Origin of the sequence: Methylocystis suflitae (genome assembly GCF_024448135.1) — a bacterium.
Lineage (GTDB): Bacteria > Pseudomonadota > Alphaproteobacteria > Rhizobiales > Beijerinckiaceae > Methylocystis > Methylocystis suflitae.
In genome coordinates this window covers 26,468-50,127 of record NZ_JAMRYX010000201.1, presented here as the reverse complement: position 1 = coordinate 50,127, position 23,660 = coordinate 26,468, and the positions used below count along the sequence as shown (strand labels likewise).

At 59.9% G+C, this 23,660-nt stretch carries 24 protein-coding genes and 3 pseudogenes; 14 read left to right on the top strand and 13 right to left on the bottom strand.

Going from position 1 to position 23,660, the window contains the following annotated elements; all coding sequences use genetic code 11:
- Positions 1–260: 260 nt before the first annotated feature.
- Positions 261–665, top strand: coding sequence for a hypothetical protein (locus NEI07_RS15525; RefSeq protein ID WP_256035770.1), 405 nt, complete (start codon positions 261–263; stop codon positions 663–665).
- A 1,452-nt stretch (positions 666–2,117) separates the two neighbouring features.
- Here NEI07_RS15525 and NEI07_RS15520 read toward each other — a convergent pair.
- The 3 genes and pseudogenes from NEI07_RS15520 to NEI07_RS15510 all read right to left on the bottom strand — a co-directional run.
- A pseudogene (locus NEI07_RS15520) lies at positions 2,118–2,354 on the bottom strand (IS110 family transposase); the annotation flags it as partial.
- Positions 2,355–2,741: 387 nt separating this feature from the next.
- Entirely contained in the window at positions 2,742–3,254 is a 513-nt protein-coding gene (smbP, locus tag NEI07_RS15515; RefSeq protein WP_256035768.1) for a small metal-binding protein SmbP, read from the bottom strand.
- A gap of 51 nt (positions 3,255–3,305) precedes the next feature.
- Positions 3,306–3,530, bottom strand: a pseudogene (locus tag NEI07_RS15510) (IS110 family transposase); the annotation flags it as partial.
- A 442-nt stretch (positions 3,531–3,972) separates the two neighbouring features.
- On the opposite strand from NEI07_RS15510, the gene NEI07_RS15505 reads away from it, so the two are divergent.
- Together NEI07_RS15505 and NEI07_RS15500 are read left to right on the top strand one after the other, a co-directional pair.
- Positions 3,973–5,790: a DUF2786 domain-containing protein gene (locus tag NEI07_RS15505; RefSeq protein ID WP_256035767.1), complete on the top strand. Its 1,818-nt coding sequence runs from the start codon at positions 3,973–3,975 to the stop codon at positions 5,788–5,790.
- A gap of 96 nt (positions 5,791–5,886) precedes the next feature.
- Entirely contained in the window at positions 5,887–6,156 is a 270-nt protein-coding gene (locus NEI07_RS15500) for a hypothetical protein (protein WP_256035766.1), read from the top strand.
- Between the two features lie 81 nt (positions 6,157–6,237).
- On the opposite strand, the gene NEI07_RS15495 is transcribed toward NEI07_RS15500, so the two are convergent.
- Positions 6,238–7,128: a tyrosine-type recombinase/integrase gene (locus NEI07_RS15495; RefSeq protein WP_256035765.1), complete on the bottom strand. Its 891-nt coding sequence runs from the start codon at positions 7,126–7,128 to the stop codon at positions 6,238–6,240.
- Positions 7,129–7,166: 38 nt separating this feature from the next.
- On the opposite strand from NEI07_RS15495, the gene NEI07_RS15490 reads away from it, so the two are divergent.
- Positions 7,167–7,388, top strand: a complete 222-nt coding sequence (locus NEI07_RS15490) for an N-acetyltransferase (protein ID WP_256035764.1) — start codon at positions 7,167–7,169, stop codon at positions 7,386–7,388.
- Positions 7,389–7,456: 68 nt separating this feature from the next.
- On the opposite strand, the gene NEI07_RS15485 is transcribed toward NEI07_RS15490, so the two are convergent.
- From NEI07_RS15485 to NEI07_RS15475, 3 genes are all read right to left on the bottom strand, one after another.
- The gene (locus tag NEI07_RS15485) at positions 7,457–8,977 is read right to left on the bottom strand and encodes an amidase family protein (protein ID WP_256035763.1); all 1,521 of its coding nucleotides are present in this window, start codon (positions 8,975–8,977) and stop codon (positions 7,457–7,459) included.
- A gap of 141 nt (positions 8,978–9,118) precedes the next feature.
- The gene (locus tag NEI07_RS15480; protein ID WP_256035761.1) at positions 9,119–9,736 is read right to left on the bottom strand and encodes a ParB-like protein; all 618 of its coding nucleotides are present in this window, start codon (positions 9,734–9,736) and stop codon (positions 9,119–9,121) included.
- Positions 9,737–10,155: 419 nt separating this feature from the next.
- Positions 10,156–10,467 carry a glutathione binding-like protein gene (locus NEI07_RS15475; protein WP_256035759.1) on the bottom strand — a complete coding sequence of 104 codons (312 nt, stop codon included), beginning with the start codon at positions 10,465–10,467 and terminating at the stop codon, positions 10,156–10,158.
- Positions 10,468–10,483: 16 nt separating this feature from the next.
- Between NEI07_RS15475 and NEI07_RS15470 the strand changes: the two genes are divergently transcribed.
- The 4 genes from NEI07_RS15470 (at position 10,484) to NEI07_RS15450 (ending at position 16,512) form a co-directional block, all read left to right on the top strand.
- Entirely contained in the window at positions 10,484–10,891 is a 408-nt protein-coding gene (locus tag NEI07_RS15470; RefSeq protein WP_256035757.1) for a 2-oxo acid dehydrogenase subunit E2, read from the top strand.
- 16 nt (positions 10,892–10,907) lie between these two features.
- On the top strand, positions 10,908–11,114 hold the full coding sequence (locus tag NEI07_RS15465; RefSeq protein WP_256035754.1) for a 2-oxo acid dehydrogenase subunit E2: 207 nt from the start codon (positions 10,908–10,910) through the stop codon (positions 11,112–11,114).
- Entirely contained in the window at positions 11,111–11,359 is a 249-nt protein-coding gene (locus NEI07_RS15460; RefSeq protein ID WP_256035752.1) for an acyl carrier protein, read from the top strand. The genes NEI07_RS15465 and NEI07_RS15460 overlap by 4 nt, the downstream gene beginning before the upstream one ends.
- Before the next feature lie 269 nt (positions 11,360–11,628).
- Positions 11,629–16,512: an HAD-IC family P-type ATPase gene (locus tag NEI07_RS15450; RefSeq protein ID WP_256035751.1), complete on the top strand. Its 4,884-nt coding sequence runs from the start codon at positions 11,629–11,631 to the stop codon at positions 16,510–16,512.
- A 160-nt stretch (positions 16,513–16,672) separates the two neighbouring features.
- Here NEI07_RS15450 and NEI07_RS15445 read toward each other — a convergent pair whose 3' ends face one another.
- Both NEI07_RS15445 and NEI07_RS15440 read right to left on the bottom strand, forming a co-directional pair.
- Complete coding sequence (locus tag NEI07_RS15445) at positions 16,673–17,050, bottom strand: hypothetical protein (RefSeq protein WP_256035750.1); 378 nt, start codon at positions 17,048–17,050, stop codon at positions 16,673–16,675.
- Between the two features lie 233 nt (positions 17,051–17,283).
- Positions 17,284–17,517 (bottom strand): hypothetical protein, encoded by a 234-nt coding sequence (locus NEI07_RS15440; RefSeq protein WP_256035747.1) that lies wholly within the window; start codon positions 17,515–17,517, stop codon positions 17,284–17,286.
- Here NEI07_RS15440 and NEI07_RS15435 point away from each other — a divergent pair, their 5' ends adjacent.
- Both NEI07_RS15435 and NEI07_RS15430 read left to right on the top strand, forming a co-directional pair.
- Complete coding sequence (locus tag NEI07_RS15435; RefSeq protein WP_256035744.1) at positions 17,518–17,709, top strand: hypothetical protein; 192 nt, start codon at positions 17,518–17,520, stop codon at positions 17,707–17,709.
- A gap of 638 nt (positions 17,710–18,347) precedes the next feature.
- Positions 18,348–18,713 carry a hypothetical protein gene (locus NEI07_RS15430; RefSeq protein ID WP_256035742.1) on the top strand — a complete coding sequence of 122 codons (366 nt, stop codon included), beginning with the start codon at positions 18,348–18,350 and terminating at the stop codon, positions 18,711–18,713.
- A 168-nt stretch (positions 18,714–18,881) separates the two neighbouring features.
- Here the strand turns inward: NEI07_RS15430 and NEI07_RS15425 are convergent, their stop codons facing one another.
- On the bottom strand, positions 18,882–19,004 hold the full coding sequence (locus NEI07_RS15425; RefSeq protein WP_256035776.1) for a transposase domain-containing protein: 123 nt from the start codon (positions 19,002–19,004) through the stop codon (positions 18,882–18,884).
- Here NEI07_RS15425 and NEI07_RS15420 point away from each other — a divergent pair.
- The 4 genes and pseudogenes from NEI07_RS15420 to NEI07_RS15405 all read left to right on the top strand — a co-directional run.
- Positions 18,997–19,296: pseudogene (locus NEI07_RS15420) on the top strand (DUF5372 family protein); the annotation flags it as partial. The gene NEI07_RS15425 and the pseudogene NEI07_RS15420 sit on opposite strands and share 8 nt — an antisense overlap.
- A gap of 55 nt (positions 19,297–19,351) precedes the next feature.
- Positions 19,352–19,534 carry a hypothetical protein gene (locus NEI07_RS15415; RefSeq protein ID WP_256035779.1) on the top strand — a complete coding sequence of 61 codons (183 nt, stop codon included), beginning with the start codon at positions 19,352–19,354 and terminating at the stop codon, positions 19,532–19,534.
- A complete protein-coding gene (locus tag NEI07_RS15410; protein ID WP_256035740.1) occupies positions 19,527–20,822 on the top strand; it encodes a recombinase family protein in 1,296 nt (431 codons plus the stop codon). Before NEI07_RS15415 ends, NEI07_RS15410 begins: the two co-directional genes overlap by 8 nt.
- 27 nt (positions 20,823–20,849) lie before the next feature.
- Complete coding sequence (locus tag NEI07_RS15405; RefSeq protein ID WP_256035739.1) at positions 20,850–21,602, top strand: helix-turn-helix domain-containing protein; 753 nt, start codon at positions 20,850–20,852, stop codon at positions 21,600–21,602.
- Between the two features lie 192 nt (positions 21,603–21,794).
- Here the strand turns inward: NEI07_RS15405 and NEI07_RS19770 are convergent, their stop codons facing one another.
- From NEI07_RS19770 to NEI07_RS19765, 3 genes are all read right to left on the bottom strand, one after another.
- On the bottom strand, positions 21,795–22,202 hold the full coding sequence (locus tag NEI07_RS19770; RefSeq protein WP_407659919.1) for an ATP-binding cassette domain-containing protein: 408 nt from the start codon (positions 22,200–22,202) through the stop codon (positions 21,795–21,797).
- Positions 22,177–23,106, bottom strand: a complete 930-nt coding sequence (locus NEI07_RS15395) for a class I SAM-dependent methyltransferase (RefSeq protein ID WP_256035736.1) — start codon at positions 23,104–23,106, stop codon at positions 22,177–22,179. Before NEI07_RS15395 ends, NEI07_RS19770 begins: the two co-directional genes overlap by 26 nt.
- 299 nt (positions 23,107–23,405) lie before the next feature.
- Positions 23,406–23,582: a transposase gene (locus NEI07_RS19765; RefSeq protein WP_407659920.1), complete on the bottom strand. Its 177-nt coding sequence runs from the start codon at positions 23,580–23,582 to the stop codon at positions 23,406–23,408.
- Positions 23,583–23,660: the final 78 nt, after the last annotated feature.

The following is a 23,660-nucleotide window of genomic DNA, read 5'->3' as shown; positions in this document are numbered from 1 at the left end:
CCGCTCCGCTGGCATGAATCGCTCCCCCTTGGATTGCCAAAGGAGCGACTTGATCAGGCCAACGGCGGCGGTGAGCCACTGCACGAAATCACCCGGGCGGGATCATTCCGTTGCAGGGGGGCGGGATCATCTCGGAATCGGGGGCGCCATCATTCCGTAACGGGTAAGCGCCTTCATCTCGTTTTAGGGGGCGCCATCAAGCGGAATCAGCACTGGAACGATTACGAAGACGAAATCCCGGCCCGTATCTGCGCAATCCGATGTTGGAGAACTTTGCTCCACGCTGCGCTCTGAATGCTCTACGCATCGCGACGGTGCTGGCCATCGGTGAAAACTTCGAAGGGCCAATGATCGAAGCCGAGCACATTGAGTTGGGCAAGGCGATCGTGGAAGCATCGCTGCGCGACATGGTTCGCGGTTTCGACGATCACGCTGCCGGAACTGCGGAAAGCCAATTAGCTGATCGCGTCAAGCGCAAACTCGCCGAGAACGGAGGATCGCTAAGTCGGCGACCGCTATTCCGCGCTCTTCGACGCCAACTGAAAAACACGCGTCATCTGGAAGACGTTCTGCGCGTTCTGATTGAGGCGCGCGAGATCAGAACAGAGAAGCAGCCGCGCAAGACGGGCGATGCGCCGACTATCGTATATAAATTGCGTCGATAAAATTGCGGCGCTAGGTAGCAAATGCGCCAGTGAGAAAGAGCTTCATTAAGAGCGAAGCGGCGTCGAGCTGGAGAATGCGCGTATCGGCACGCGAATGTCTTCGGGACGTGCAATTACTGCGGCCCCTCCCCGGCCAAGCATTGGCTTAGACAGGGGGGCGAGCCTCTATCAAGCCATCAGTCCTGTCAGCAATGGCGGGGCCGTTTTCTTTTGAACACGCTTTCTCGCTTTGCTGAACGTCCTAGCTCGAAACTTTGTGGGTCGACACTAACTGAATCGCGCGGCGGTGATCGATCATACCGCGAGGGAGAGGGGCGGCCCGCGTCGAAAAGGTGGGGGCCGTTCCGCCTTTGAAGCGGAACCCTGAGCGCGCTTCAGGAATTAAAGGTCCTGAAAAGGGGAGGACCTGATAGTGTTGATGAATGACAAAAACCAGAAACAACGTTTGCCTGAGAGCCCTATAGTCACGACGTTCGCTGACCGCTTGCGAGCCCTGTTTTCGAGGGTAACGGCTGAGCCTCTGCCTGCCGCAATGGACAAGCTCCTGCAACGAATTGAGCAGCGCGTTCGATCGCAGGAAGTCGGGGCTTGACGAAGGGCGAAGCCACCCAAATTTATTGGTTAGACGACCTTCCACGTCGCTCTTCTTCCAGCCTCGCTGGCGGCCTTGCTTTCGACCGAGAGCAGGGCCGCCTTTCGTTTGGAGGCGTCGGTAAATCAACCCAAGCCTTAAGCGTTTCTACGCTGCTGCTCTCGGCGCCGCAGCAACGATAATGGTCGCTAGCATGAGCGAAGGCCATTGCTTGCTTTGAGGCTTATGCTATTTTAAACAATCACTTGGACTTTGCGGTGTAGGGGTTTCCGCGTTGGCGCGTTTCGTTCTTATCGACAAAGAAAACCGCATTCGCGGCGATACGGCGAAATTTGCATCCCGCTCCCGCGCATGGGCTCACGCTTCGGCTCGCACTGGGAATGGCGTGGCGGACTTGGCGACCTTGGCAGCCCGATTGTTGGATGCAAGGCGCGGCAAAAGAAGCCGAGCCTATCGGTTCTCCGCTTTCGCCCCGAATGGCGACTTAGACGGCTATTTCGTCTTTGATTGTGGTCCCGTCGCCGATCGCGCGCCAGAACCCTTACCGGACAATGCCGAACCCGAGGCCGCAACCGCGGTTATGACCGCATGTTTCTACGTAGGCTACGTTCACCGGGACCAATAATTTTTCGACCCATCCAGAAAAATGTGCAAGCTCACAACAGCCCTATTGCCAAGCCAATCCCGATGACGACCATCATTGCCGCGACAACGAATTGAACGAACCGGAGCGTCACTTTTTTCAGCAAGCGCGCTCCGACATAGGCCCCAGCAAAAGCAGCTATGATCGCTACCCTCCATGCAACAAGGTCTCGCTATGCTGGATGCCGGAGATCGCGACATTGACGCGCGCACGAATGGAGCATCTTCCGAGCGGCGAGCAATATCCTCCGTTTCTGGCTTCCGAGCGTTTTGATGTGCACAGGGCGGAATAAGCCAACACGCATCATTTGCACAATCCCGCGCGCATCATTGCGATCGCTTTTATTGACCTACGCCTTGAGGAACTTCATGTGATGCGTCTCGATGCAGGTCGCGGGAATCCTGCTTCCGCCGTATAGCCATTGTGATTGAGGCCCGGCCTCGAGGTCGACACGCTCGGTATGCCAGGCCGGGTCGGAAATACGAGGTTTTTTTCTTGTTGATGGCCTGGGCCAGCCTCCACCGCCTCAGAATCAGAATTGAAAACTAGTCAACCGATTTCGATTGGTGTGATGTGCAACAGCTCCAGTGCTTTCCGTCACTGCGGGCAACGCTTGAGCACCAAAGTACATCCACAGAGGATTGGTTTGGCGAGGCGCGCCCGATGTTTCCCGGTCGGGCGCGCCTCTGACCGCCAAATGTGAGGCTTAGGGGCTGGAAACATCCGGCGGCTGTGCAGTAGATTAGTCATGAAATGATAGCGGAATTGGGGCGCGCAATGCCTGATCCGGTCCAGTTCCGAGAGCAGTTCGAGCGCTGTATCGTGGGCGCAGCAGCATTCTCTATTCTTCGGCTTTCTTAGCTTCTTTGAAATTGGCGAGCGCCTCGGTAGCGTGATCAGCCGCCAATTGAGCGTTCCTGTGAATGCCTTGTGCGATCGCCATTCTGAGTTGGGTCACGCCTTCATCGATATATAGATTGTAGCGCTGCTTCGCTGCCACCTCCGCGTGCGCCAGCGCCGACTCCGCATGCGTAAGGCCGACGTCGGCGCGGTCCTGACGGTCCTGATCGATCGCCTGCTTCGTGTGTCGGATTGCCTCGGCCAAGTGGTCGTCCTCTGCGACGAGAGTCGGCGAAGAGTTAAGCGCGAAAGCTAAGCCGAGGGCCAAAATGACAGTTGAGCGTGTCATGAATTGGCCTCGTGAATCTCTGATGGCTTTCACGACAACGCTAACGTCTGCAGTGGCGATTTGTTCCTCAAGAGCCACCAACGCCACGATCCCGCTTGGCGCGTTCTCTTCGCCAGAACAACCGACCTCGTCCAGAAGCTGCATCTTGCCGATCTGCCGCAGCAAACGCCCGTCGAAATCTGGTTCCAGATGCTATACAGACGGACAGTCCGGATCCGGCGGCATGAGCTTGACCTCATGCCCCAGGGCGATCAATTCGCGCGCCCAATGGTGCGCCGTCGCGCAGGCCTCCATGCCGACCAGACAGGGCTCCAACCCTTTGAAAAACTCGACGACCTCCGACCGGCGCAGTCGCCGCCTGACGACGGGCTTTCCGGCGGCGTCGACCCCGTGGACCTGAAACCAGTGCTTGGCAAGATCGAGGCCGGTGGTAATCTGCATGGCGGGCGGCTCCTCTCATTCGTGGCGTTTTCCAACGACCACCATTTTGGCACTTCGATGCCGGGGAGCGGGAGCCGTCCACTTAATCAAGACTTTCGCATACCCGCCGCTGAGAGGCCTGTAAGGCTGAAAAGAGCGAAGACGTTACACAAGATCGTCATTGCCCGTTGGCGGCTTCGATGGAGCCATCCTCGCTTGGGCAAAGGAGCCTGGGTCGTGCTGATCACCTGTGCTGTCCGCCCAGGCTCGGCCAGGGGCAGAAATCCGGCCACGGCCTTGGCATTCCACGCGGTCCCATTGCTTGGATCGCGCGAATGGGGCGGCCAGCCCTGCCTTGGCAAATCCCGCGCAAAATCCCGGTGGATGACGCGAACCGGAAGGTCTTGATCGGCAAGTCGATGATAGGCTGACGGAAGCAATTCAAAGCGGCATTGGAGACGAAATGGCGCGGCGACGAAAGACGAATTCACACCCGTCATACCGAGACAGCTGCGCTCCTGCAAACGAAAGCGCGCCTCTCGCGCAGCGGATCGAGGAGATTTGCCTTGACGCCGTCGCCAGCGTCTCGCCGGCAAAAGTCGAGGAGATTGCACTGCAATGGCTTTCCAAAAGAAATCTTGATCCCGACGCTCCCTCCAGCGCCGTCCTGGTCATGGAGGCATTCGCGCTCGCGGGCTATTTGGCGCTGTTCACGCCGACGCTGTTGGGCGCTGCGCCGATCGAACGCTTTATTCGCCAGCGCCGCGCCGACGCCGATGACAGGGGGCGCGCGGCTCTGGATGCGCTGGCCCCGGCAAGCTTTTACCTGCTTCGGTTGAAATCTCGGGCGTCGCCACAATCGCTTGTCGCTGAGGATTTGAGGACCGGCGAAACCTTGAACGTGTTCGACGAGGACATCCCTATCGGGGCCATGGGCGCCGATGTTGCGGCTTGGCTCGCGCCGCTGGCGGATGGTGTTTTTGTTGCGCTCGGGCCGTTGACGCCTCTGGACGCGGCGGCGCTCGCCGAGGGGCTCTCCTTCGTGCGGCCGGGCAAGGGCGTGGGCAATCCGCGGCGCTGCGCCGCCGCCGTTTACCGCCATGTTATGCGCCATGGCGGTTTGCATATCGAGGGCTTGAACCTTTTCCCAGAGGATTTGTTTGAAGAACTCGCCAGCCTCGCCGAGGAAGAAGAATACGACGACCTCGATCGCCTCGCCTACGCCGTCGCGGCAACGAAGAAAGGCGAGGAGCCATCGGCCGAAACGATCGGGGAGGCGCGACGCCTCGCCTCTGCGCCGCACCTGATCCAGGCGATGACGCGAAGCGTCATCTCCCGCCAAGACGGCCGTTCGGATCTGGCTGAGGCCTTTTCGCGCATCAGCTTCATCATGATGGAGACTCTCGATCGCCGCGCCGCCGCCGGGTCCGGCGATGAAGATCAATCGCTCGAATTTATCGCCGCAGTGATCGATCGCGCCGTCAAAGAAAAGCGCCTGCCGGGGGAAACGCGTTCGTTGTTCGAGGAATTGCGCCGCCGCCTTTTGGCGTCGCGGCGCGCGGGCGCCGACAAGGGCGCCGGCGACGCGGAACTCGCGCGCGTCCTGCAACGCATCCAGGCGCTGCGCGCCAAAACCGTCGAACAGGGCTGCACGGAACAGGAGGCGTTGGCCTCCGCCAAGAAGGTAGCGGAATTGCTCGATCGCTACGGCCTGTCGCTCGGCGAGGTCGAGATGCGCGATCAGGCCTGCGAGGGCGTCGGCGTCGACACTGGCCGGCGACGACGCGCGCCGCTCGACGAATGCGTGCCGACAATCGCCTTGTTTTGCGACTGCAAGACGTGGGCCGAGACGGCCGCAAGTGGCGCGATCCGTTACGTGTTTTTCGGCATGCCCGCGGATGTCGAGGCGGCGCACTACCTTTACGAACTGATCGTCATTGCCTTCGCGACCGAAACGACGCGTTTTAAGAACGAAGATATGACAATTGCCTCCAGCGCACGGCGTGGTTCAACGCGTTCGTTCCAGATCGGACTTGCGCATGGAATCTGCGACAAGCTGATGACGATGAAAGCGGAGCGGGACGCCGCCAATCGACTTTCCAGCGGACGCGACCTCGTGCCCATAAAAGCGTCCGTCATCGACGACGAGCTGGGAAAACTTGGGCTGTCGTTCCACGTCAAGGCGGAAAGCCGCAAGCGCCTGGTGGCGCCGGACGCCTACCATGCGGGCCGCGAAGCGGGGCGGAAATTCGAGCCGCGGCGAGGCGTCGAGGCGGCTTGATCGGAGGTAATCACAGGTGGCGATCTGACCCAGGGGAAATGTTGGCAAGCCTCTCGTCCTGTTCGAGAGTTCGATCGGCGCCAGGAGCAGACCGAAATGAATGGAAGCCAAGAGAAGAACCTGATCGACGCTCTGAAAAAAGTTGATGCGCACGGCGACATTGCGCCGCCTCACGTTCATGATCCAATGATAATGATCCTGCGTGAACGAGCGTTTCAAGCCCATCTGATACGCTGGGACGACATCCGAGGTCGTTATGTTCTGACCGGCGCAGGCCGCCATCGGATCAGCGCGGGGGGGCGTGCCGCGGCCGTCATTATGCGTTTCCGGAAGAGCGAGGCCAGGAAAGGCAGACTTCAGGAATGAGGCCGCGCGAACCGAAGCTTTTGGCAACTGTCTTGTCGGCGAAACGTGCACGGGCGAAGCCAGCGAGATAAGGCAACGTTTTCAAATCGCCACGCGCTCGACCTCGTCGAGGCTCATCTCGTCACGACGACGATCATAGAGCTGCGTCGTGCGGGTCGAGGCGTGATTGGCCATGGTGGCGGCCTTTTCGAGCGTGCCGCCGTTCTTGAGATAGGCGGTAATGCCCGTGGCGCGGAAACTGTGATTTCCGATCTTGGTGGCGATGCCCGCGGCCAGGGCGCGGCGCCGGATCATCGCATAGGCGCTGGCCTGGGGCAGGGGGGTCTCGGTGAGCTGGCCGGTGCCGCGCCCGATCGTGCGGAACAACATCCCCTTCGCATCGCCCGCCAGCCCGCAGCCGTCGATATAGGCGTGAAGGTAAGTCTCCAAATTATGGTGACAGGGCATTTCATGACGCTTGCCGCCCTTCTCGTGCAGCCGCACCCACAGGCGGCGGTTCTGTACGTAAACGTCTTCGACTTTCATGGCGAGCGCCGCGCCGATGCGCGCGATCAAGGCTCGATCGCGCAGCCCTGCCGACGTCCTCACATCGATGCTGTCGAGCAACAGTCGCGCCTCCTGCGGATCAAGCACCGGCGTCTTACCGACGTTGACGACATGCCAGGGACCGCGCACACTCGCCGCCGGGTTGGTCGGGACAATCTGGCCAGTCACAAGCCAATCGAACAGCATGCGGATTGCCGCCAGGCGCTGCTTGGCGATCGGGGCGCTGCGGCTGCGGGTGAGGGCTTCGACATAAGCGCCGACATGCAGCGGCCCCACGTCGACGATCGACGCGATGCCCTGCCGCTCGCACCAGGCGAGGAACTCGCCAATGGCGCGGCCATAGGCGCGGCGCGTGTGCGCGTTGCGAATGTTGGAAACGAAGAACTCCCAAAAGCGCGTCTGCGCCCGCCCGCCGGCCCTGTGCACAAGGGCGGGAACGCGGAAAAAAGCCAGTCGATCGCAGCGTGCAAGGACGCGGGCTCGGCGGACAGCTGCTTCTGCGCGCCGCCGAACGCTGCATGACGGTCGCGCAAGAAGTGGGTGGCGTGGCTCTGCTGATCGACGCCAAAGATGACCATACGGTGCAATGGTATGAGCGCTATGGAGGGTTGCGTCTCCTCGATGCGCCGCTCTCGCTCGTGCTGCCCTTCTCGGTCGTCCTCAAGGCTCTGAAACAGGGGAATTAGGCGCGTTGCTCGATCTGAAATGAGCATCCTTTCGCACGTAACTTTTGCACGAAAAAAAGCGCACAGAATCAATGGCCTAAATTTGCGGAAGAATTCTTGAATGACGAGAGTTCGCTCGCTTCCATTTGCGGGTTCATTTCATGCGCCTGCATCAAGGCCGGCGCGCGGAAGCCGCCGATCTCTTTTTCGATCGCCTGCGCAACAGAGAGGGTCAGCGCATCGCCCCCGCGCGGGCCGATGATTTGAACGCCCACCGGCAAGCCGCTTTTCGTGAATCCCGCGGGAACTACGGTCGCAGGCAAACCGAGAACGGTCGCAATTGCGATCCAATTGATCATCTCAAGATATGAGATCACGCGCCCGTCTGAACATGTCAAGCGGCGCAGCGGAAGCGGTCCGTGGTCATGCGGAAATGCGGCGACGGGAGCGACGGGAGCAATCAACACGTCAAAGCGCGAGAAGAATTCCCGCATGGCTTCGCTCATCTTGGCGCGCTTCTCATTAGCGACGAGCCATTCGCGATGACGCGCCGTCAAGCCGACCAGGGCCTGGGCCAATGAGAGCGGCTTCGCACCCATGGCGAGCGCCAGTCTCGCCGGCCCTCGCAGCAACTCGTAGAACGCAAGTACTGGCCACGGATACGCCGAACCCAAAACACCATAAAGGAGCGTTGTATAAGCAAACATCATGGGTTCGGTCGCAACTGGGCATGCCACAGCCGCGACATTGGCGCCCGCCACCGCGAGTTTCTCGGCGAAGGCTGCAAGCGGCGCCTTGATTTCTGGATCGAGCGCGAAGCTTGGCTCATCGAACCAGACGGAAGCGTTCACCTCTCTGAGTTTCATGGATGGCGCTTGTGCGGAAATTTCCGCGTCCGTCATGATTGACAAAAGCAGCCTCAGATCGCGGACGGAACGCGCCATTGGACCAATGACGGCTAAATCCATGTCAGCGAGGACCGGTTCCGACGCAGGGCAGAAACCGCCTTGCGAAACGAGCCCATAGGTTGGCTTGTGCGTGAATACGCCGCAAAAGTTCGCCGGATGGCGCAATGAACCGCCGATGTCAGAACCTATCTCCAACGCCGTCATGCCCGTTGCAAGCGCGACCGCCGAGCCGCCGGATGAACCGCCCGGCGTGCGAGTCACGTCCCAAGGATTATTCGTTGTCCCGTAAAGCGCGTTGTAAGTCTGAACGTCGCCACCATAGAGAGCCAGGTTCGTCCTTCCCCAGATCACCGCGTCGGCGCCGCGAACCTTTTTTATGACAGCGGCGTCCTTCACCTTACGATTGAGCAGGCTGGCGTCGCCGCCGAAGGAGGCGGGGAATCCCTCTATGTCGAAATGATCCTTCACGGTCATTGGCAGGCCCGCGAGCGGGCCAAGATTTTCACCTCGCGCACGGCGCTCGTCGATGTGCTGCGCCTCGGCGCGGGCGCGATCCAAGTCCTTTGCCACCACCGCGTTCAGTTGCGCGTCAAGGGCTTCGACGCGCGCAATGCTGGCTTCGAGTAATTCACGCGCGCTAATATGTTTCGCCGTCAAGGCTTTAATCTGGTCTGTGGCGTCAAGAGAGAGAAGATCGATCATGCCGAGGGGCCTTACTGATAAGTCGATAGCGTTAAGATGCGCACGGCTTGCGACGTCCCGACGTTCGGGCATGTAGAAAGACCATGATGAAAGCCTGCGCCGTGGGTTCGTTCAATCAGCAGACACCGCTTGTCTGCCCGATTAACCGCCAACCACCTCTTCCGCGCAGCGACATGCGGCGCATGGGTCTTTGCACCACGCTTCGCGAATTAGCTTACAGGCTGCTTTGATCGCGAGGACCGGGTCGCTTCGATGTGAATCGGGTTTGAGATGGGTGCGTAGGAAATCGGCCCAGCGAAATTCGGCGTAGGGCGTGTGATCCTTCGGACATCCGCAGTTCCGGCGCAGGTGGGCCACGAGGCTCCGGAATGGATCGTCAGCTAAGTCCTGGAGCGCACGCGGCAACTCCGAAAGGGTCTGCAGCGCGCCGCTGAAGCAGATTAAGCCGCGTTTCTGTAGCGTCACGAAAAACTGATTTGCGCCGAGGTTCGACAGATCTTCGATCTGACGAACTGAAACTGTGTCGACCCCCTCCTGAAGAAGCGCGAGGGCCATATGGTGACCGTCGACGACGAAGTATTGCGCGTTAGGTCCGTATACCGCTGGAAAAGGGTGAGAGGCGAGAAAATCGAGTTTTCCTTCAGCCGACAACGCTCGCCACTTCGAGCGCTTGGCGCTGACCTCCTCATATCCGACCGCTCTCTGGGTCGGCCGTAGCTCTGCAAGCTTTATTGTAACGGTTTTCTCGGCGGCATCCATTCTCGGCAACCACTCTCACGCCGGCTTTGGCGTGGCCACTTTGGCCCCGCGCGCACAAAGCGATTGTTGGGGCAGGGGAACGATCTGGCTAACGCAAGGCTTCGCGGAAAAACGCCCGGACGGAGTCGGGCGCTCTTTCAGTCAGGGAGGAGATCCTACTGATCTTGGCTGAGAGCGGCCGTTTGCTGTAATGCGGTAATTTGACGCGCTGGCATGCCTTCAATGCATCGAGGCTGGCCCCAATGAACGCTGTACCGGGATTTAGTGTCAGCGGCGTGTTGTGCGAAATCTAAGATACTCGACAGCGAGATTTCGTCGTTGCAAGGGTCGCCGCACGATTTGTGCGAACCTGCATGCTAACGGGCCTGCAGATAACCAACCCGCCGCAAGACGAGTTGGTTGCACGAGGAAATCCATATTTAAGCCGGCTCCCAAGCACGCTTGGAGGCGAGCTTTTCCATCTGGGCATCAGCGCGCAGCCTCGCAGGACGATTCTCCAAGCCGCTCCAGTAGGCCTCGAATTCCGGACGCTTCTCGATCGTGCCGAAGCGCAAGTTGAATCCGATCATCGACCCGACATAGATGTCGGCTGCTGTGAAATTATCTCCCGCAATGTAGCGGCGACCCGCCACAGCCTTTGCAAGAGCGTCGATCACAGCGGCGTACGAGACATAGCCAAAGCGTCCCTGCATCTCCGGTGTCGGATCCCAGCCGACGGCGTGATTGCGCAAGGCGATCGCCGCCGCGATGAGCCGCTCGAAGCGGGAAATTCCTCACTATTACCTCACAGAAACGGTCGAATTGTGCGGCGCTTTGACCTGGATCGAGCGCTTCAACGCCGAGAAGACCCCAGTCGAACGCATTCTGCCCGCCGTGGTCTTTCTCAAGGCTGCGGCCTTGGCCTTGCGCGAGCAACCGCAGCTCAACGGCGCTTATGAAAATGGCGCCTTTATTCCTTCTTCGAGCATTCACGTCGGTTGGGCGATTTCTCTGCGGGGTGGCGGGCTGATCGCGACGGCAATTCGGGACGCGGATAAGAAATCGCTCGCCGAATTGATGGGAGCCATGCGCGACCTCGTCGAACGCGCGCGGCGCGGGAATTTGCGCAGCTCCGAACTCACTTCACCCACCTTTACCGTCACGAGCGATCGGTGATCGCGGCGCGGAGTCGGTGACCGGCATTATCTATCCTCCGCAGGTCGCGATCCTCGGATTTGGCCGTGTGGTCACGCGCCCATGGGTCGTCGATGGGCGCATCGAGACTCGTCCGCTCGTTACCGTCAGCCTCGCGGCGGATCATAGGGTCACCGACGGCCATATCGGCGGCCTGTATCTCGCCGCGGTCGGGCGTCTCTTACAGGAGCCGGATAAATTATGACGGACGCCGAAATCAGAGCGCTCATCCTGGAGCTCATTGGCGAAATCGCGCCCGAGGCCGATCTCGCGTTGGCTCGCGATCAAGATGATTTACGTGAAGTATTCGATCTTGATTCGATGGATTTCGCCAATCTTGTCGTCGCCCTTCATGATCGACTGGGGATCAATATCCCGGAGGTCCACTACAATCGGCTCTTCACGCTCGAGCGTGCGATCGCCTACCTGCGCGATGTCATCGTGCAATGAAACTGGAACCATGAGTAGCGCACCGCATCAGAAATGTTTAGCAGAATACTCACGCCTTGGGCGGCTTCGCGCGCCAGGGTTGAATGCCGGGGCGAGACATCACGGTTTTCAGTAACGGCGATCCTACGCTTAAAAACGTTGTCGTCAGCGCGGCGCGACAGCAAATCGCGCATATTCTCGACTGGTTTCACATCTCAGTGCGGGAACGTCACATCGAGCAGGCTCGAAGGCATGCGCGCCACCGGCGAGTTTGATCGGAACGAAACTTGTTGACGTCGCAATCTTCGACCAGTGAGACGGAGATTTGGCGCGAACGGATGAATGTCGTCTCGACAGGCGGATTTCAGCGCGGCGGCGGGCGGGTTCTGCATATGAGTGGGCAGGAGCAAGAACTTTCGCCGGGTGGGGACGACCAGTGGTCGAAAGAGCGCGTTCTCGCCTTCGCCCGCATGGGTATCACTCTCGCCGGACTTTTCGTCTGCGCGCTTCTGTGGGCGCCGTTCCTGTCGGCCTTCACTTGGGCGGCGACGCTGGCGATCCTTTTCTCTCCCGCTCACGCCATTTTAGAAAAGAGGCTGAAAAACCGCAATATCGCCGCCGGCGTTTCGGTGCTGCTCATCGCCTTCATCGTCGTCGCGCCGATGGCTCTCGTCGCCGAGCGACTGGTCAACGAGGCGGCGAACAACGCCGATTACATCCAACGTCAGATCGCGTCGAGCGACTGGCGGCAGATCATCGAAAACCATCGTTGGGCTGCAAGGCTCAACGAGTGGATCGGACGGGAAATCGACTTCCCAAACGCATTCGGGCGCGCGGCGACGTGGCTCGCCAATATGGGCGCGGCCTTTGTGAAAAGATCGGCCGCGGAGTTTTTCAGCGCGTTCCTCGCGTTTTGCCTCCTCTTCTATCTGCTGCGCGACCGACGGCAAGCGCTCGGAACGATCAAGAGCCTTTCGCCGCTGGCCGAGGCGGAGACGGATTTCATCGCCGACCGGATCGCCGATACGATTTACGGGATCATATTTGGAACCTTGGCCGTCGCCGTCCTGCAGGGCGTCTTGGGCGGACTGATATTCTGGTGGCTCGACCTGCCGGCCCCGCTGCTTTGGGCCCTGGTGATTGGGCTCCTGTCGATCGTGCCGGTTCTAGGCGCTTTGGTCTTCTGGGTTCCCGCCGCGCTCGTTCTCGCCCTCGCCGGCAATTGGCTGGGGGCTTTCACTCTCGCCGCCTGTGGTGGCCTTATCATCGGCGGCGTCGACCATCTCCTTCGCTCGATTTTGATGGGCGGACGGCTGAAAATCCACACCTTCGTGACGCTCATTTCCCTGATCGGCGGCGTCAATTTGTTCGGCGCGTCCGGAGTCATCCTCGGCCCCGTCGCGGTTATGGCCACGATGGCGCTTCTCGAACTCTGGCGCGGGCCCGTCGCCCCCGGCGCGAAAGCGGTCGGTCGCGCGCCGCAATCGGCGGAAACGCCGTGGCATTGCGTCTCGCGCGACGAGGTTCTCCAGCGGCTAGGCGTTTCGGCGAATGGCCTGTCGATGGAGGAGGCCTCGAAGCTGCTCGCCGCGCACGGGCCAAACGTCCTTCTCAAGCAGACGAAGCCGCTCCGGCCGTGGGCGATCCTTTTCGCGCAGTTCGACAGCATTCTCATCTGGATCCTGATTGCGGCGAGCGTCGTCTCCGGATTTCTCGGGGATGCGATCGACGCGGTCATCATACTCGCCATCGTGTTCCTCAACGCCATCGTCGGCTTTTACCAGGAATTCAGCGCCGAAAAATCGATCGCCGCTCTGATGCGAATGACCGCGCCGCAGGCGAAAGTTTGGCGCGACGGCGCGGTGACGACGGTCGCCTCGGCTGAAGTGGCGCCGGGCGACATACTCGAACTCGAGGCCGGCGACCTGGTCGCCGCCGACGCCCGATTGCTCGATGCCGTCTCCCTCTCCTGCGTTGAAGCCGCCCTGACCGGGGAATCGGAAGCCGTCGAGAAAAACGCTGAGGCCCTGGCGCAGGCGGAGCTTCCGATAGGCGACCGCAGGAACATGGTGTTCATGGGCACGAGCGTCGCGACCGGCTCTGGCCGGGCGGTGGTGGTCGCGACCGCGATGCAGACCGAATTCGACTCAATCGCCACTCTTCTCGAGGAAGCCGGCGCGGCGGCGGAAACGCCGCTGCAGCAGCGACTGGAGGCATTCGGGCGAATCCTAGTCTGGGCGTCTCTCGGGATCGTCTCCCTGCTGTTCGGCCTTGGACTATGGCGGGGTGGGGACATCCTGGAACTATTCATGACCTCGGTCAGTCTCGCGGTCGCGGCCATACCCGAGAGTCTGCCGGCCGTCGTCACGGCGGCGCTATCGCTCGGCGTGGTGAGGATGTCGAGGCGTCACGCGCTCGTGAGACGATTGGCTTCGGTCGAAACGCTCGGTTCGGCCAATGTGATCTGTACGGACAAGACCGGGACGCTCACGGTCGGTCAAATGACCGTGCGCAGGCTGCTCGTCGCCGGGCGGGCGTATGAGGTCAGCGGCGAAGGCTATGGCGGCGACGGCGACATCCGATTCGAAGACAAAACGATCGAGCCCGGCCGCGATGCCGCGCTGACGCGATTGAGCGAAATCCTTGTAGGCTGCAATAATGTGCGCTTCGAGCAAGAGGACGACGCATGGAGAGTGATTGGCGATCCGACGGAAGGCGCGCTCCTCCTCGCGGGAAGAAAGGCCGGAGCGGATCGGGACGCGCTCGAACGGGTTCAGCCGAAAATTTTCGAGATACCTTTCGACTCGGATCGCAAGCTGCATTCCATCGTCCGCCGCCTGCCCGAGGGGCGGCTACGCGTCCTGACGAATGGCGCGCCCGACGTCTTGCTCGAACGTTGCTCGCACATATGGGATGAGTCTGGCGTGCGGCGCATGACGGCCGCAGACCGGGAGGAGATTGCCCGCCAGAACAGCGAATTCGCCGATCGCGCCCTACGCGTGCTCGGCTCGGCGTTCCGTGATCTCGAGCCGACGTCGATCGATGAAACAGCGCCGGAAGCGATCGAAAACGATCTCGTCTTCGTCGGTCTCTCGGGCCTCTACGATCCGCCGAGACCGGAAGCAAAAGACGCTCTGGCGAAGTGTCGAAGCGCCGGCGTGCGCGTCGTGGTCATCACTGGCGACCATCCCCACACCGCCTATGCCATTGGCCGCGAACTCGGAATAGACGCCAGCGGGCGCATTCTGTCCGGCGCGGAATTGGATAGGCTGACGGACGAAGCCCTGGTGACGAAGGTTGCCGATACGACCATCTACGCCCGTGTGAACGCGGCGCACAAACTGCGCATCGTCAGAGCATGGCAGGCCAACGACGCGGTCGTCGCGATGACGGGGGACGGGGTGAACGATGCGCCCGCGATCAAGGGCGCCGACATTGGCGTAGCGATGGGGCGCACGGGCACGGAGGTGACAAAACAGGCCTCCGACATGATCATCACCGACGACAATTTCGCCACCATCATCGCCGCGATCGAGGAAGGACGCGGCATCTATGAGAATATCCGCAAGACGCTCCTCTACCTTCTCGCCTGCAATTCAGGCGAACTTATCGTCATGGCGATTAGCATCATCATCGGTTTGCCGGCGCCGCTGCTCCCCATCCATCTGCTGTGGATCAATCTTATCACCGATGGTCCCCCGGCGCTGTGTCTTGCCGCGGATCGCGTCGACGCTTCGGTGATGAACAAGCGTCCGCGGGAGCGGAACGAGGAAATCGCCGACGAGGAGTTTCTCTGGACGATGTTTCTCGTTGCCGCTCCGACAACCGTCGTGTCGTTCGTCGCTTACGTCTACGGCCTGCGCTACGGGACCCTGGAGCTCGCCCGCACATACGCCTTCATGGCGATGGTCTTCGCCCAACTCTTCACCTCGCTCAGCGTGCGGAGCCGGAACCCGATCTGGCGCGACAGCCTGTTTTCGAACGTCGCTCTGCTTGTCGTAATTGTCCTGTCGATTTCCGTGCAGATGTCGATCCAGCAGAGCGAATTTCTCGCCGGGCTTCTCAAGACGACGCGCGTGTCTTTAGAGGATGCGTTCCGATTGCTGTCCTTCGCCTTCATGTCGCTTGTCGTGCTGGAGTTTCTCAAATTTCTGCGATCCCGTGCGGCTGGCGAGGCCTACGACCTGAAGCTAATTCGCGCATCGGCGATCGGCGTGCTCGCGATCATCGCAGTCGGCGGGAGCTGGCTCTATTGGTCGTGGCGGGAGGCGCCCGGCGTCCGATCTGTCGCCGAGAGGGAAGGGCGACGGCCGACGACGCGAAGCGTCGTGGCGGAGGGCATCGTCAGCGTAGAGAGCGTTGCGCGGGTGACGGCCCCTGTTTCGGGCGCGATCGAAGCCATCTACTGCGAGGCGGGCGCGGAAGTGAACGTCGGCCAGTTGTGCGCCAGGATCGACCCTAAGCCCTATCGCGCCGCGCTGGAGCGCGCGAAGGCCGATCTCGACGCCGCAAGGAAGAAATACGAGAAGAACCTCGCCGAAGCCACGCGCGCGAAGGCGGCGCTGGAGCGTCGTCAGGCGCTCGCGAAACGCAACGCCGCGATACGCAGCAAGTTGGGCCGTTATAGAAGCGCCTATGCGCGCGCCGTGGCGAAGACGAAGAGCGACGATGCGCTGATCGCCAAGCACGAAGCGGCGTTGCGCGCCGCCGAAGTCGAACTCGACAAGACGAACATTTTTTCGCCCGTCGCCGGAAAAATCGTCTCGCGGCCCGTTGAAACGGGCGGGAGAGCCGAGGCGAGCGCGACACAACCCCCGCTCTTCGTGGTAGCCCTGCCCGAGGCGCGCATAGAGGCCCGCATCGCGGAGAAAGACGCCGCAGCCGTCGAGGTCGGGCGCCCGGTCTCCATCACCCTCGACTCTCTTCCCGGCCGCGTTTTCGAGGGCCAGGTGAAGACCATCCGCCCGTCGCCAGAAGCGGGACCCGATGGAAAAAGCTTTGTTGTGGTCGTGGGCGCGCCCAATCCGCAGGCGTTGCTCGCGCCGCAGATGAAGGCAATAGTGAAAATACCCATCGCCCGCGACAAGGACGCGCGCCGCGCGCGAGACAAGCCGTCGCGCGCCGCCCGGAGCGACTGTTCCGCCTGCGCCCGGGCTGCGGAAAGCAGCTCGTGAATCGCCAAATAGCGCTCCATCGAATAAGAGACGAAGCGAAAGAAGGCGGAGGCGGCTCTGACTGTCACGTTGCGCTTAATTGCTAGAATGCGCCGGTTCGCGCGCGTTGCTGCTCGTTTGTCAGGAGCCATCTTGGCTGAGACCGGAAAGAAGTTGGGGGTCAGGCGGCTTGTCGAAATGCGTTATCATTCGGCCATGTCCATTCAACCGGCTGTGGCGGACCGCAGTAGCGTTCGAGAGTTCCGTTGAGATGAGCAGTCCGGACATGGAGCATCAGCTGAGCGCCTAGCCGAGACCACCGCATCTGGCGCTTCTTGCGCATGCGTTGATTGATCAATTGGTTCACCGTGGATTCGATGTTGGCTGTTGCAATCCGTTCGCCTTGGCGCCGAGCCCTTCCATAATCCGTCAGCGAACCGATATTCGAATAGAGATAGCCTTCGAGTTCGTCGAAGCGCTTGCAAGCGGCTTCAATTTTCGAAAGGTCACCGCCAGCCGCGTCAAACTCATTGCGATGAGAAAGCAGCTGCGCGCCCAAGCGCGACAATGCGATCATCCATCGCGCATGGCGCGACTTGCCATAATGCCAGACATTCCATCGCACGCTACGCAAATTGCGTCGGTAACGGGCGAGCCTTTGCTCGTAGGCAGGCTCGTCATAATCGATCGTCCAATAGATGCTTCGCCCGAGCCATTGAATTCGGCGTCTCAGTTGAAACCAATCAAGCCGATGTTCAACGCGCCCGTTCAACCATTGACCGGCCATCAGCCTCATGGCGTCCTCTCCGTCAGAGAGAACGGTGAGCTTGGTGGCGGATCCACTTCCGGCGCTGCGAAGAGCGGAATGAACTCGCTCAGTGCGAGATCATCGAGATCGCGTACCGCGGCGAAGATTTTCTCCTGGCGCTCGCTGGCTTCGATCCGGCCGAGCACGATCTCGAAATTCTTGCGTTGATTTTTCGAGCGTGTGGCTTTGACAAACGTCCCATCGATGCCGACGATCATATGTTCGACGGGCTTCTCGACTTTTGGCTTCTCGGCGATTTCGGCTCTCGTTTCTGCTTCGATCGCCTTTCCTACGGCCAGGACGCGATTGCGGGTCGTCGCGTGATTGAAACAAGAGAGATCGGGGAGAAATTCGTTCAGGACGTCGGCGGCTTGTTGATAGGAAAACTTGCACCCCAGCTTGACCTGTAGATGTCTCAGCTCAGGCGTAGAGCGATGCGGAAAGAGGACGGCCATGGGAGACGAGGCGGCAGGCCGCCCGCAAACGCAGGCCTCGAAGCGAGGCGCATGAATGCGCAGATGTCCAAACACCGTGTCGAGCCGCCGGCGCCGATGTTCTTTGATGGAACGGAGCGACCACAGGCCAGACAGGGCCGGATTTCGAGATGAGGGTGCGAACGTGTTCCTGAGCGACTTCCGCTTGGACTCGCCGGAGCAAGTATTTGCCATCGTCATGGGTGAGACCGAGATCGGCCTCGGACGTCAGTTCGGGCCGCTCGACGTACGCGACTGTGGTTGAGTGCAAATTGCCAGCTTCGTCAATGCGTTCGAGCTTTAACGTCCATTTCATCGAGAACCCTCCGGCAGGAATTCTTTCCGCCAAGATGGCTCCCGACAGGTCGTGAAATTGCTGTCGTAGTGCTTTGCCAGATTGTCGTCATCGTTCTGATGCAGTCCAGGGCTCGCGCAAGAGCGCTGGGAGGTTGCCGTGAAGCGTTCCTTACGAGGCGTCGTCGATGAACATATTCTCGATCAACCAATCAGAGATCAAACCTGCGCAAGCCGTCATCTTTCGCAATGTTCGATATTGCGTGTCTTGGGCGATCCTTTTGGCTGTGGCCGCCGTCATCTGCGCGGCGGGCGGCGCTTCGGCGACCGGGCTGGCGGGACTTTTTTTCTTCGTTTACGCTCTTCAGGCATTGGCCGCGGAAGTCCTTGGCGTGAGGGTTTTTTCTCATAACATTTCAGCGCCGCGCCGATTCCGGTTCCTTCCCATGCCGCTCGTTTTGTGGCGGACCGAGGGTTCGCTCGAAACTATCGAAAGCGTCGTTTCAATATCCGATAACCGCGCTCGCTTGAAATGGCCGACCGGCGCTCGCGTTACTTTGATCTTCCAGGATCGAGACCAGAAGCACAAATTTTTTCAGATTGTACGGCAGCTTGAACCTGATATTGACCTTCGAAAGGGTCGCTGACAAATCCGCCGCAGCGCAGAGCGTCAGCGCATGTGGCGCATTCTCTCTAATCGGCTGGCGCGGCGTCCTTGAGATTTGCGCCTGCGTTGTCCGTCAGCGGAGGCATTTCGGGAGGACGCCCCGAAGCGTTCCCCGGTAGCGCTCAAGAGGTGAGCGCTTTTCCTAACCCTATTCGGCGAGGCTTGACGCCGAGAGGAACGGCATCAGTTCCTCAATGCGGCTTTGAGGATGACCGTCGAGAACGGCTTGTAGCGTTTTGGCGACGTAGGCGACGGGACCAACGTTGTTCAGTTTGCACGTAGCAGCGCCCAGTTTTCAGCTCCGACTTCAGAACCGGGATCATAGTGCCGGGTTTCTGACATTCGAAGCGGAGGTCAGGTATCCTTTCCACCCGCTTGTCGGTCAGACGGTCCTGGTCGTGGGAGACCAGGTGCATGACGGTGTTCGTTATTTCCTGATTCGTCAGTCGCACGGCGGCTCTTACCAAGTTCCTGAATGGATGTTTGATCAGGAGGCTGGCGCCTCTGCGATTGTAGCCGTTCCGCGGCTTCCCATTGGCCAACTCATCCTCCTACGCGGGCTGGTCGATCACCTCATGGCCTATTCTTCCGGGACCAGAGACCCCGGAGGGATCGGCCATGAAGAAGTTGTCGCGCACGCAACTGGACTTGTTCGTCACACCTGCCGAACCGGTCGTGGAGTTGACCGGCTGCGAGCGGCAGACGGCCGTGGCGCTTCTCCAGGCATTGCTGACGGAGGCGATGATGACAGCGACCAGCAATCCAGCTGTCACGGCCAAGCAGGAGGCAGGCGATGAGTAAAATCGCGCCCGACCACCTCGCCCGCGCCGCCTTCGTTTACGTGCGGCAGTCGACCGCCTACCAAGTGGCTAATAATCTAGAGAGCCAGCGGCGCCAGTACGCTTTGGTCGAGCGAGCACGGCAGCTGGGCTGGAACGACGTCCAGCTCATCGACGACGATCTTGGCAAATCAGGTGGCGGCACGGTCCGGCCGGGATTTCAGAAGCTGCTGGCCGCGATCTGCGAAGGCCGCGTTGGCGCTGTCGTGTCGCTGGAAGCTTCACGCCTGGCGAGGAACGGCCGTGACTGGCACACGTTACTTGAGTTCTGTGGCTTGGTCGGCACGCTAATCGTCGACGAAGATGCCGCCTATGATCCGCGTTCGCCCAATGACCGGCTATTGCTCGGTATGAAGGGCACCATGAGCGAGATGGAGCTATCTGTCTTCCGTCAGCGGTCCATTGAGGCTATGCGCCAGAAGGCGCGCCGCGGCGAACTCCATCTGACCGTCGCCGTCGGCTACTTGAAGACCGATGACGACCGAATCGAAAAGGATCCTGATCGGCGTGTCCAAGACGGTATCTTGCTCGTCTTCCGCAAGTTCGCCGAACTCCAGTCGGTCCGCCAAGTCCTGCTTTGGTTCAGACAGGAGAACGTGCTCGTTCCCGCGATCATGCAAGGGCGCGGCAAATGCCCGATCGAATGGAAGGCGCCAGCGTATCACACGCTGTATCACGTGCTGACCAACCCGGTGTATGCCGGTTCCTACGCCTATGGCCGACGAGGAACCCGTGTGACGATCGAAGGCGGCCGTAAGCGGATCATGCGCGACAATCTCCGGCGCAACTGGAAGGACTGGGAGGTTTTGATCCATGATCACCATGAGGGCTATATTTCTTGGGCGGAGTTCGAGAGGAACCAGCACCTGATCGCCGACAACGCCAATGGAAAGAGCTATATGGGCCGTGGCTCCGTAAGGCGCGGCGAAGCTTTGTTGCCGGGACTATTCCGCTGCGCGCGCTGCGGCCGACGCCTGCACATCCAATACACCGGCAAGGGCGGCAACACGCAACGCTATATCTGCCGCGGAGCCTTTAGCGCGAAAGCCGCCGACAACTGCATAGGCTTTGGCGGAATGCGCGTTGATCGTCACGTCGCCCAGGAAGTGCTCGACCGGTTGCAACCCCTGGGGATAGAGGCGGCGCTAGCTGCGATGGAGGCCCAGACCGAGCGCCAAGGCGACAAACGCCAGCAGATCGAGAACGCTATTCAACAGGCCCAATACGAGGCAGCCCGGGCGCGTCGCTAATACGACGCCGTCGACCCCGACAATCGCATGGTGGCCGGCGAGTTGGAGCGGCGCTGGAACGAGAAGCTGCTGCAGTTGCGCGATCTGGAGATGCAACTCGAGGAATTCAATCGGGCGAAGGAGGCCCCTGCGCTCTCTGCCGAAGATCATGCAAAACTGATGACCCTTGGTAAGGACTTGGTCAAGGCGTGGAACAGTCAAGGCGCTTCGAACGAGACGCGCAAGAAGATAATCAGGCTGCTTATCGAAGAGATTGTTGTCGACGTCGTCGGTGAAACTCTGGCTCTCGTCATCCACTGGCAGGGCGGCGATCATACCGAGATGACGGTCAAGAAGAACAAGGTCGGGCAGACCCGCTGGACGGTGGCCGCCGATGTCGTTGATCTCGTTCGTGTGCTGGCGCGGCAACTGCCGGACCAGGCGATCGCCGCCATATTAAATCGTTCTGGCAAACTGACGGGGCGCGGCGCGGCGTGGACCCGTGCCCATGTCTGCGGTCTCCGGAACACCAACGGCATCCCCGTCTATCGCGAGGGCGAACGAGTCGAGCGCGGCGAGATAACCCTCGACGAAGCAGCCGACGTTCTGCAAGTTAGTCGCGCGACGGTCTATCGGCTAGTCACCAGCGGTTTGCTCCCAGCTCAGCAACTGTGCCCCGGGGCGCCGTTGATAATCCGGCACGACGACGTGCAGCAGGACGGTGTCCGCCGTGAAGCCGACGCGCGGCGCCGACGGCGTCCGAGATCTCAAAATCAGCTCCAAAACCTTCTTGATTTATAAGGATATCGCCAGATGAGCAGTATGAAGCGCCCTCGTCGTGCCCGGCGAATAAGACATTCTTGCGCGTAAAAGCCTTCTCCCGTTCATTCTGCCCATGTCGGGCGGCAAATGGAAGTACGCTATCCTTGGCATCCATATTTCCGCTGCGAAGGTGTGATGCGCCGGATAGAGCAGCGAGCGACGGGCCAGTTTTTAATGGTGCAAGCGCCATCTGGCGCCTTGATTTCGATCGCCGGGTGGATGTTCGATCCAATGGTGTGCATGGGGATGACATTCGGCGTTCGGCGTCACCGCTACGTTTTCTGCGATCGTCATATGAGGGAAGAGGCCGACGCCCTGAAACACATAGCCTATTCTTCTTCGCAGCTCATGGCCGGCTACGGCGTCGGTGCGCTGACGGAGGACGCTGATCGCGCCGCAATCCTGCGCCACAAGGCGGTTGATCATTTTAAGCGTCGTCGTTTTGCCAGAGCCAGAGCCTCCAACAAGCGCGATGAATTCGTTAGGTTCGATGCTAAGGGACAAATCCCCTACAGCTTGCGTCAGTCCATCGTCGTATGATTTGGAGACGCCTTCAATGGAGATCGCGATGGAATTCATTGGACGCGATTTCCAAGAGCTGTTCCGCAGCGTTATCGCAGTCGACCGAGACAATCCTGCTTAAGCTCGCTTTGCGGACCTCGTTCGTGGGACGGGATAGGAAAAGTTCCGCATGGTAGAAACCCTCGTCTTCCTTGCCGGAGGGATCGAGGCCGCGCGATTTGATCAGATCGATCGCGCTGCATAGTTCCGACCGGTCCTGGAATCGTCGTTGCACGAAAGTCACGTCGTTGAGACGTTCGGTCTCCAGCCCATGTTCATGGAGCGTCTTTGCGATTTTGGCGTAGTCGAACATCCGCAGGACGAAAGAGGCGACCCATGCCGATTTGCCGGCCGGAAACGCCTGGAGCAGCTTTGAGAAAGTTTTCTCCGAGATATAGCCGACAGCGCCAGTGGATATGATCAGATCGGCCTGGGAAATGAGGGAGCGAGCGTTTCCGTCAGGCGCATTTGTCTCGAGATCGATAACGAGGCCTTTCTCGATCAGGCCTACGGTCAATGCATAAGAGATGGCTTGAGGAGAGCAATCGAGGCCGATGAAGCGGATATCGGGGCGCTTGGGCCAGCTTGCGAAATATTTTGCGTCGAAGGACGCGAGCCGTTGGGGATCAAGCGCCTGAATCGGTTCGGCCTCGTAGCGGGCGCATAATTGACTGATGCTCAAGCCGAGCCGCGCCGTCGCCGACAGCAGGCCATAGGAGCAGCCGACATCGAGAATCGTGATAGGCCGGCCTTTGATCTCGATCAGACGTTCGGCCAATTGAAGCAATACTGGAGCGGCGAGTTGTGGAATGACATAGTTTAATTTCCCAAGCACCTTGAAATAATCCCGAGGATCATCAGAGGCATAAATATCGCTGAAGTCAGCTTTGATGGCGTTGATGGAGGAGAAGCGTACATTCATTTGTCGTTGACGTTCCTTTCAGTATTTTTGACAGAGCTGTGATCTGAAGGCAAGCAACGATTGAGTTGTTCATTTATATGATAGGATAGTGGCGTGCTTATGGCGGGGGGCACCAAAATCGCGCATAAAATATTGGCGCCGCTGCGTCGCTTAAAAAAAGCGGACATGCTGCAGATAGAAGCTCTTCAGTCATTGAATGACGACCATGGCGCTGCCGCCAACGTCGCTCGTCCATAAAGATTGGAGACCACCACTGTCGCCCCCCCATTGAAACCGCATCGCTGCCGAAGCTGGTTGACTCATTGATTGGTCCGGTCGGTCCTGTTGGGACCGTCCGTACGGTAGCTGACTGTAGCGGTGCTGGCTGCCGCGACGCCCAACAAGACTTTACAATCTCCGCTGGTGAACTGCCGCGGCATGAGGCCCGCCCAGGCGGCAAGATGGCGGGCGTTCTTGAATTCGGATTCGTCTCCGATTGCTGCGACGACGGGCGTGGCTGGGCGACGCCCTTGATTCCAGCGATGCGCTCGCAGGCTTCGTTATTGCGGAAAGCA

What these genes read in the sequence shown, in the direction of transcription:
- NEI07_RS19770 (WP_407659919.1), bottom strand. Translation starts at nt 22,202, where the DNA reads ATGAATTCCATCGCGATCTCCATTGAAGGCGTCTCCAAATCATACGAC.
- NEI07_RS15505 (WP_256035767.1), top strand. Translation starts at nt 3,973, where the DNA reads ATGGCGCGGCGACGAAAGACGAATTCACACCCGTCATACCGAGACAGC.
- NEI07_RS15460 (WP_256035752.1), top strand. Translation starts at nt 11,111, where the DNA reads ATGACGGACGCCGAAATCAGAGCGCTCATCCTGGAGCTCATTGGCGAA.
- NEI07_RS15395 (WP_256035736.1), bottom strand. Translation starts at nt 23,106, where the DNA reads ATGAATGTACGCTTCTCCTCCATCAACGCCATCAAAGCTGACTTCAGC.
- NEI07_RS15485 (WP_256035763.1), bottom strand. Translation starts at nt 8,977, where the DNA reads ATGATCGATCTTCTCTCTCTTGACGCCACAGACCAGATTAAAGCCTTG.
- NEI07_RS15480 (WP_256035761.1), bottom strand. Translation starts at nt 9,736, where the DNA reads ATGGATGCCGCCGAGAAAACCGTTACAATAAAGCTTGCAGAGCTACGG.
- NEI07_RS15415 (WP_256035779.1), top strand. Translation starts at nt 19,352, where the DNA reads ATGAAGAAGTTGTCGCGCACGCAACTGGACTTGTTCGTCACACCTGCC.
- NEI07_RS15435 (WP_256035744.1), top strand. Translation starts at nt 17,518, where the DNA reads ATGTTCGACGGGCTTCTCGACTTTTGGCTTCTCGGCGATTTCGGCTCT.
- NEI07_RS15500 (WP_256035766.1), top strand. Translation starts at nt 5,887, where the DNA reads ATGAATGGAAGCCAAGAGAAGAACCTGATCGACGCTCTGAAAAAAGTT.
- NEI07_RS15525 (WP_256035770.1), top strand. Translation starts at nt 261, where the DNA reads ATGTTGGAGAACTTTGCTCCACGCTGCGCTCTGAATGCTCTACGCATC.
- NEI07_RS15440 (WP_256035747.1), bottom strand. Translation starts at nt 17,517, where the DNA reads ATGATCGTCGGCATCGATGGGACGTTTGTCAAAGCCACACGCTCGAAA.
- NEI07_RS15470 (WP_256035757.1), top strand. Translation starts at nt 10,484, where the DNA reads ATGAGCCGCTCGAAGCGGGAAATTCCTCACTATTACCTCACAGAAACG.
- NEI07_RS15410 (WP_256035740.1), top strand. Translation starts at nt 19,527, where the DNA reads ATGAGTAAAATCGCGCCCGACCACCTCGCCCGCGCCGCCTTCGTTTAC.
- NEI07_RS15405 (WP_256035739.1), top strand. Translation starts at nt 20,850, where the DNA reads ATGGTGGCCGGCGAGTTGGAGCGGCGCTGGAACGAGAAGCTGCTGCAG.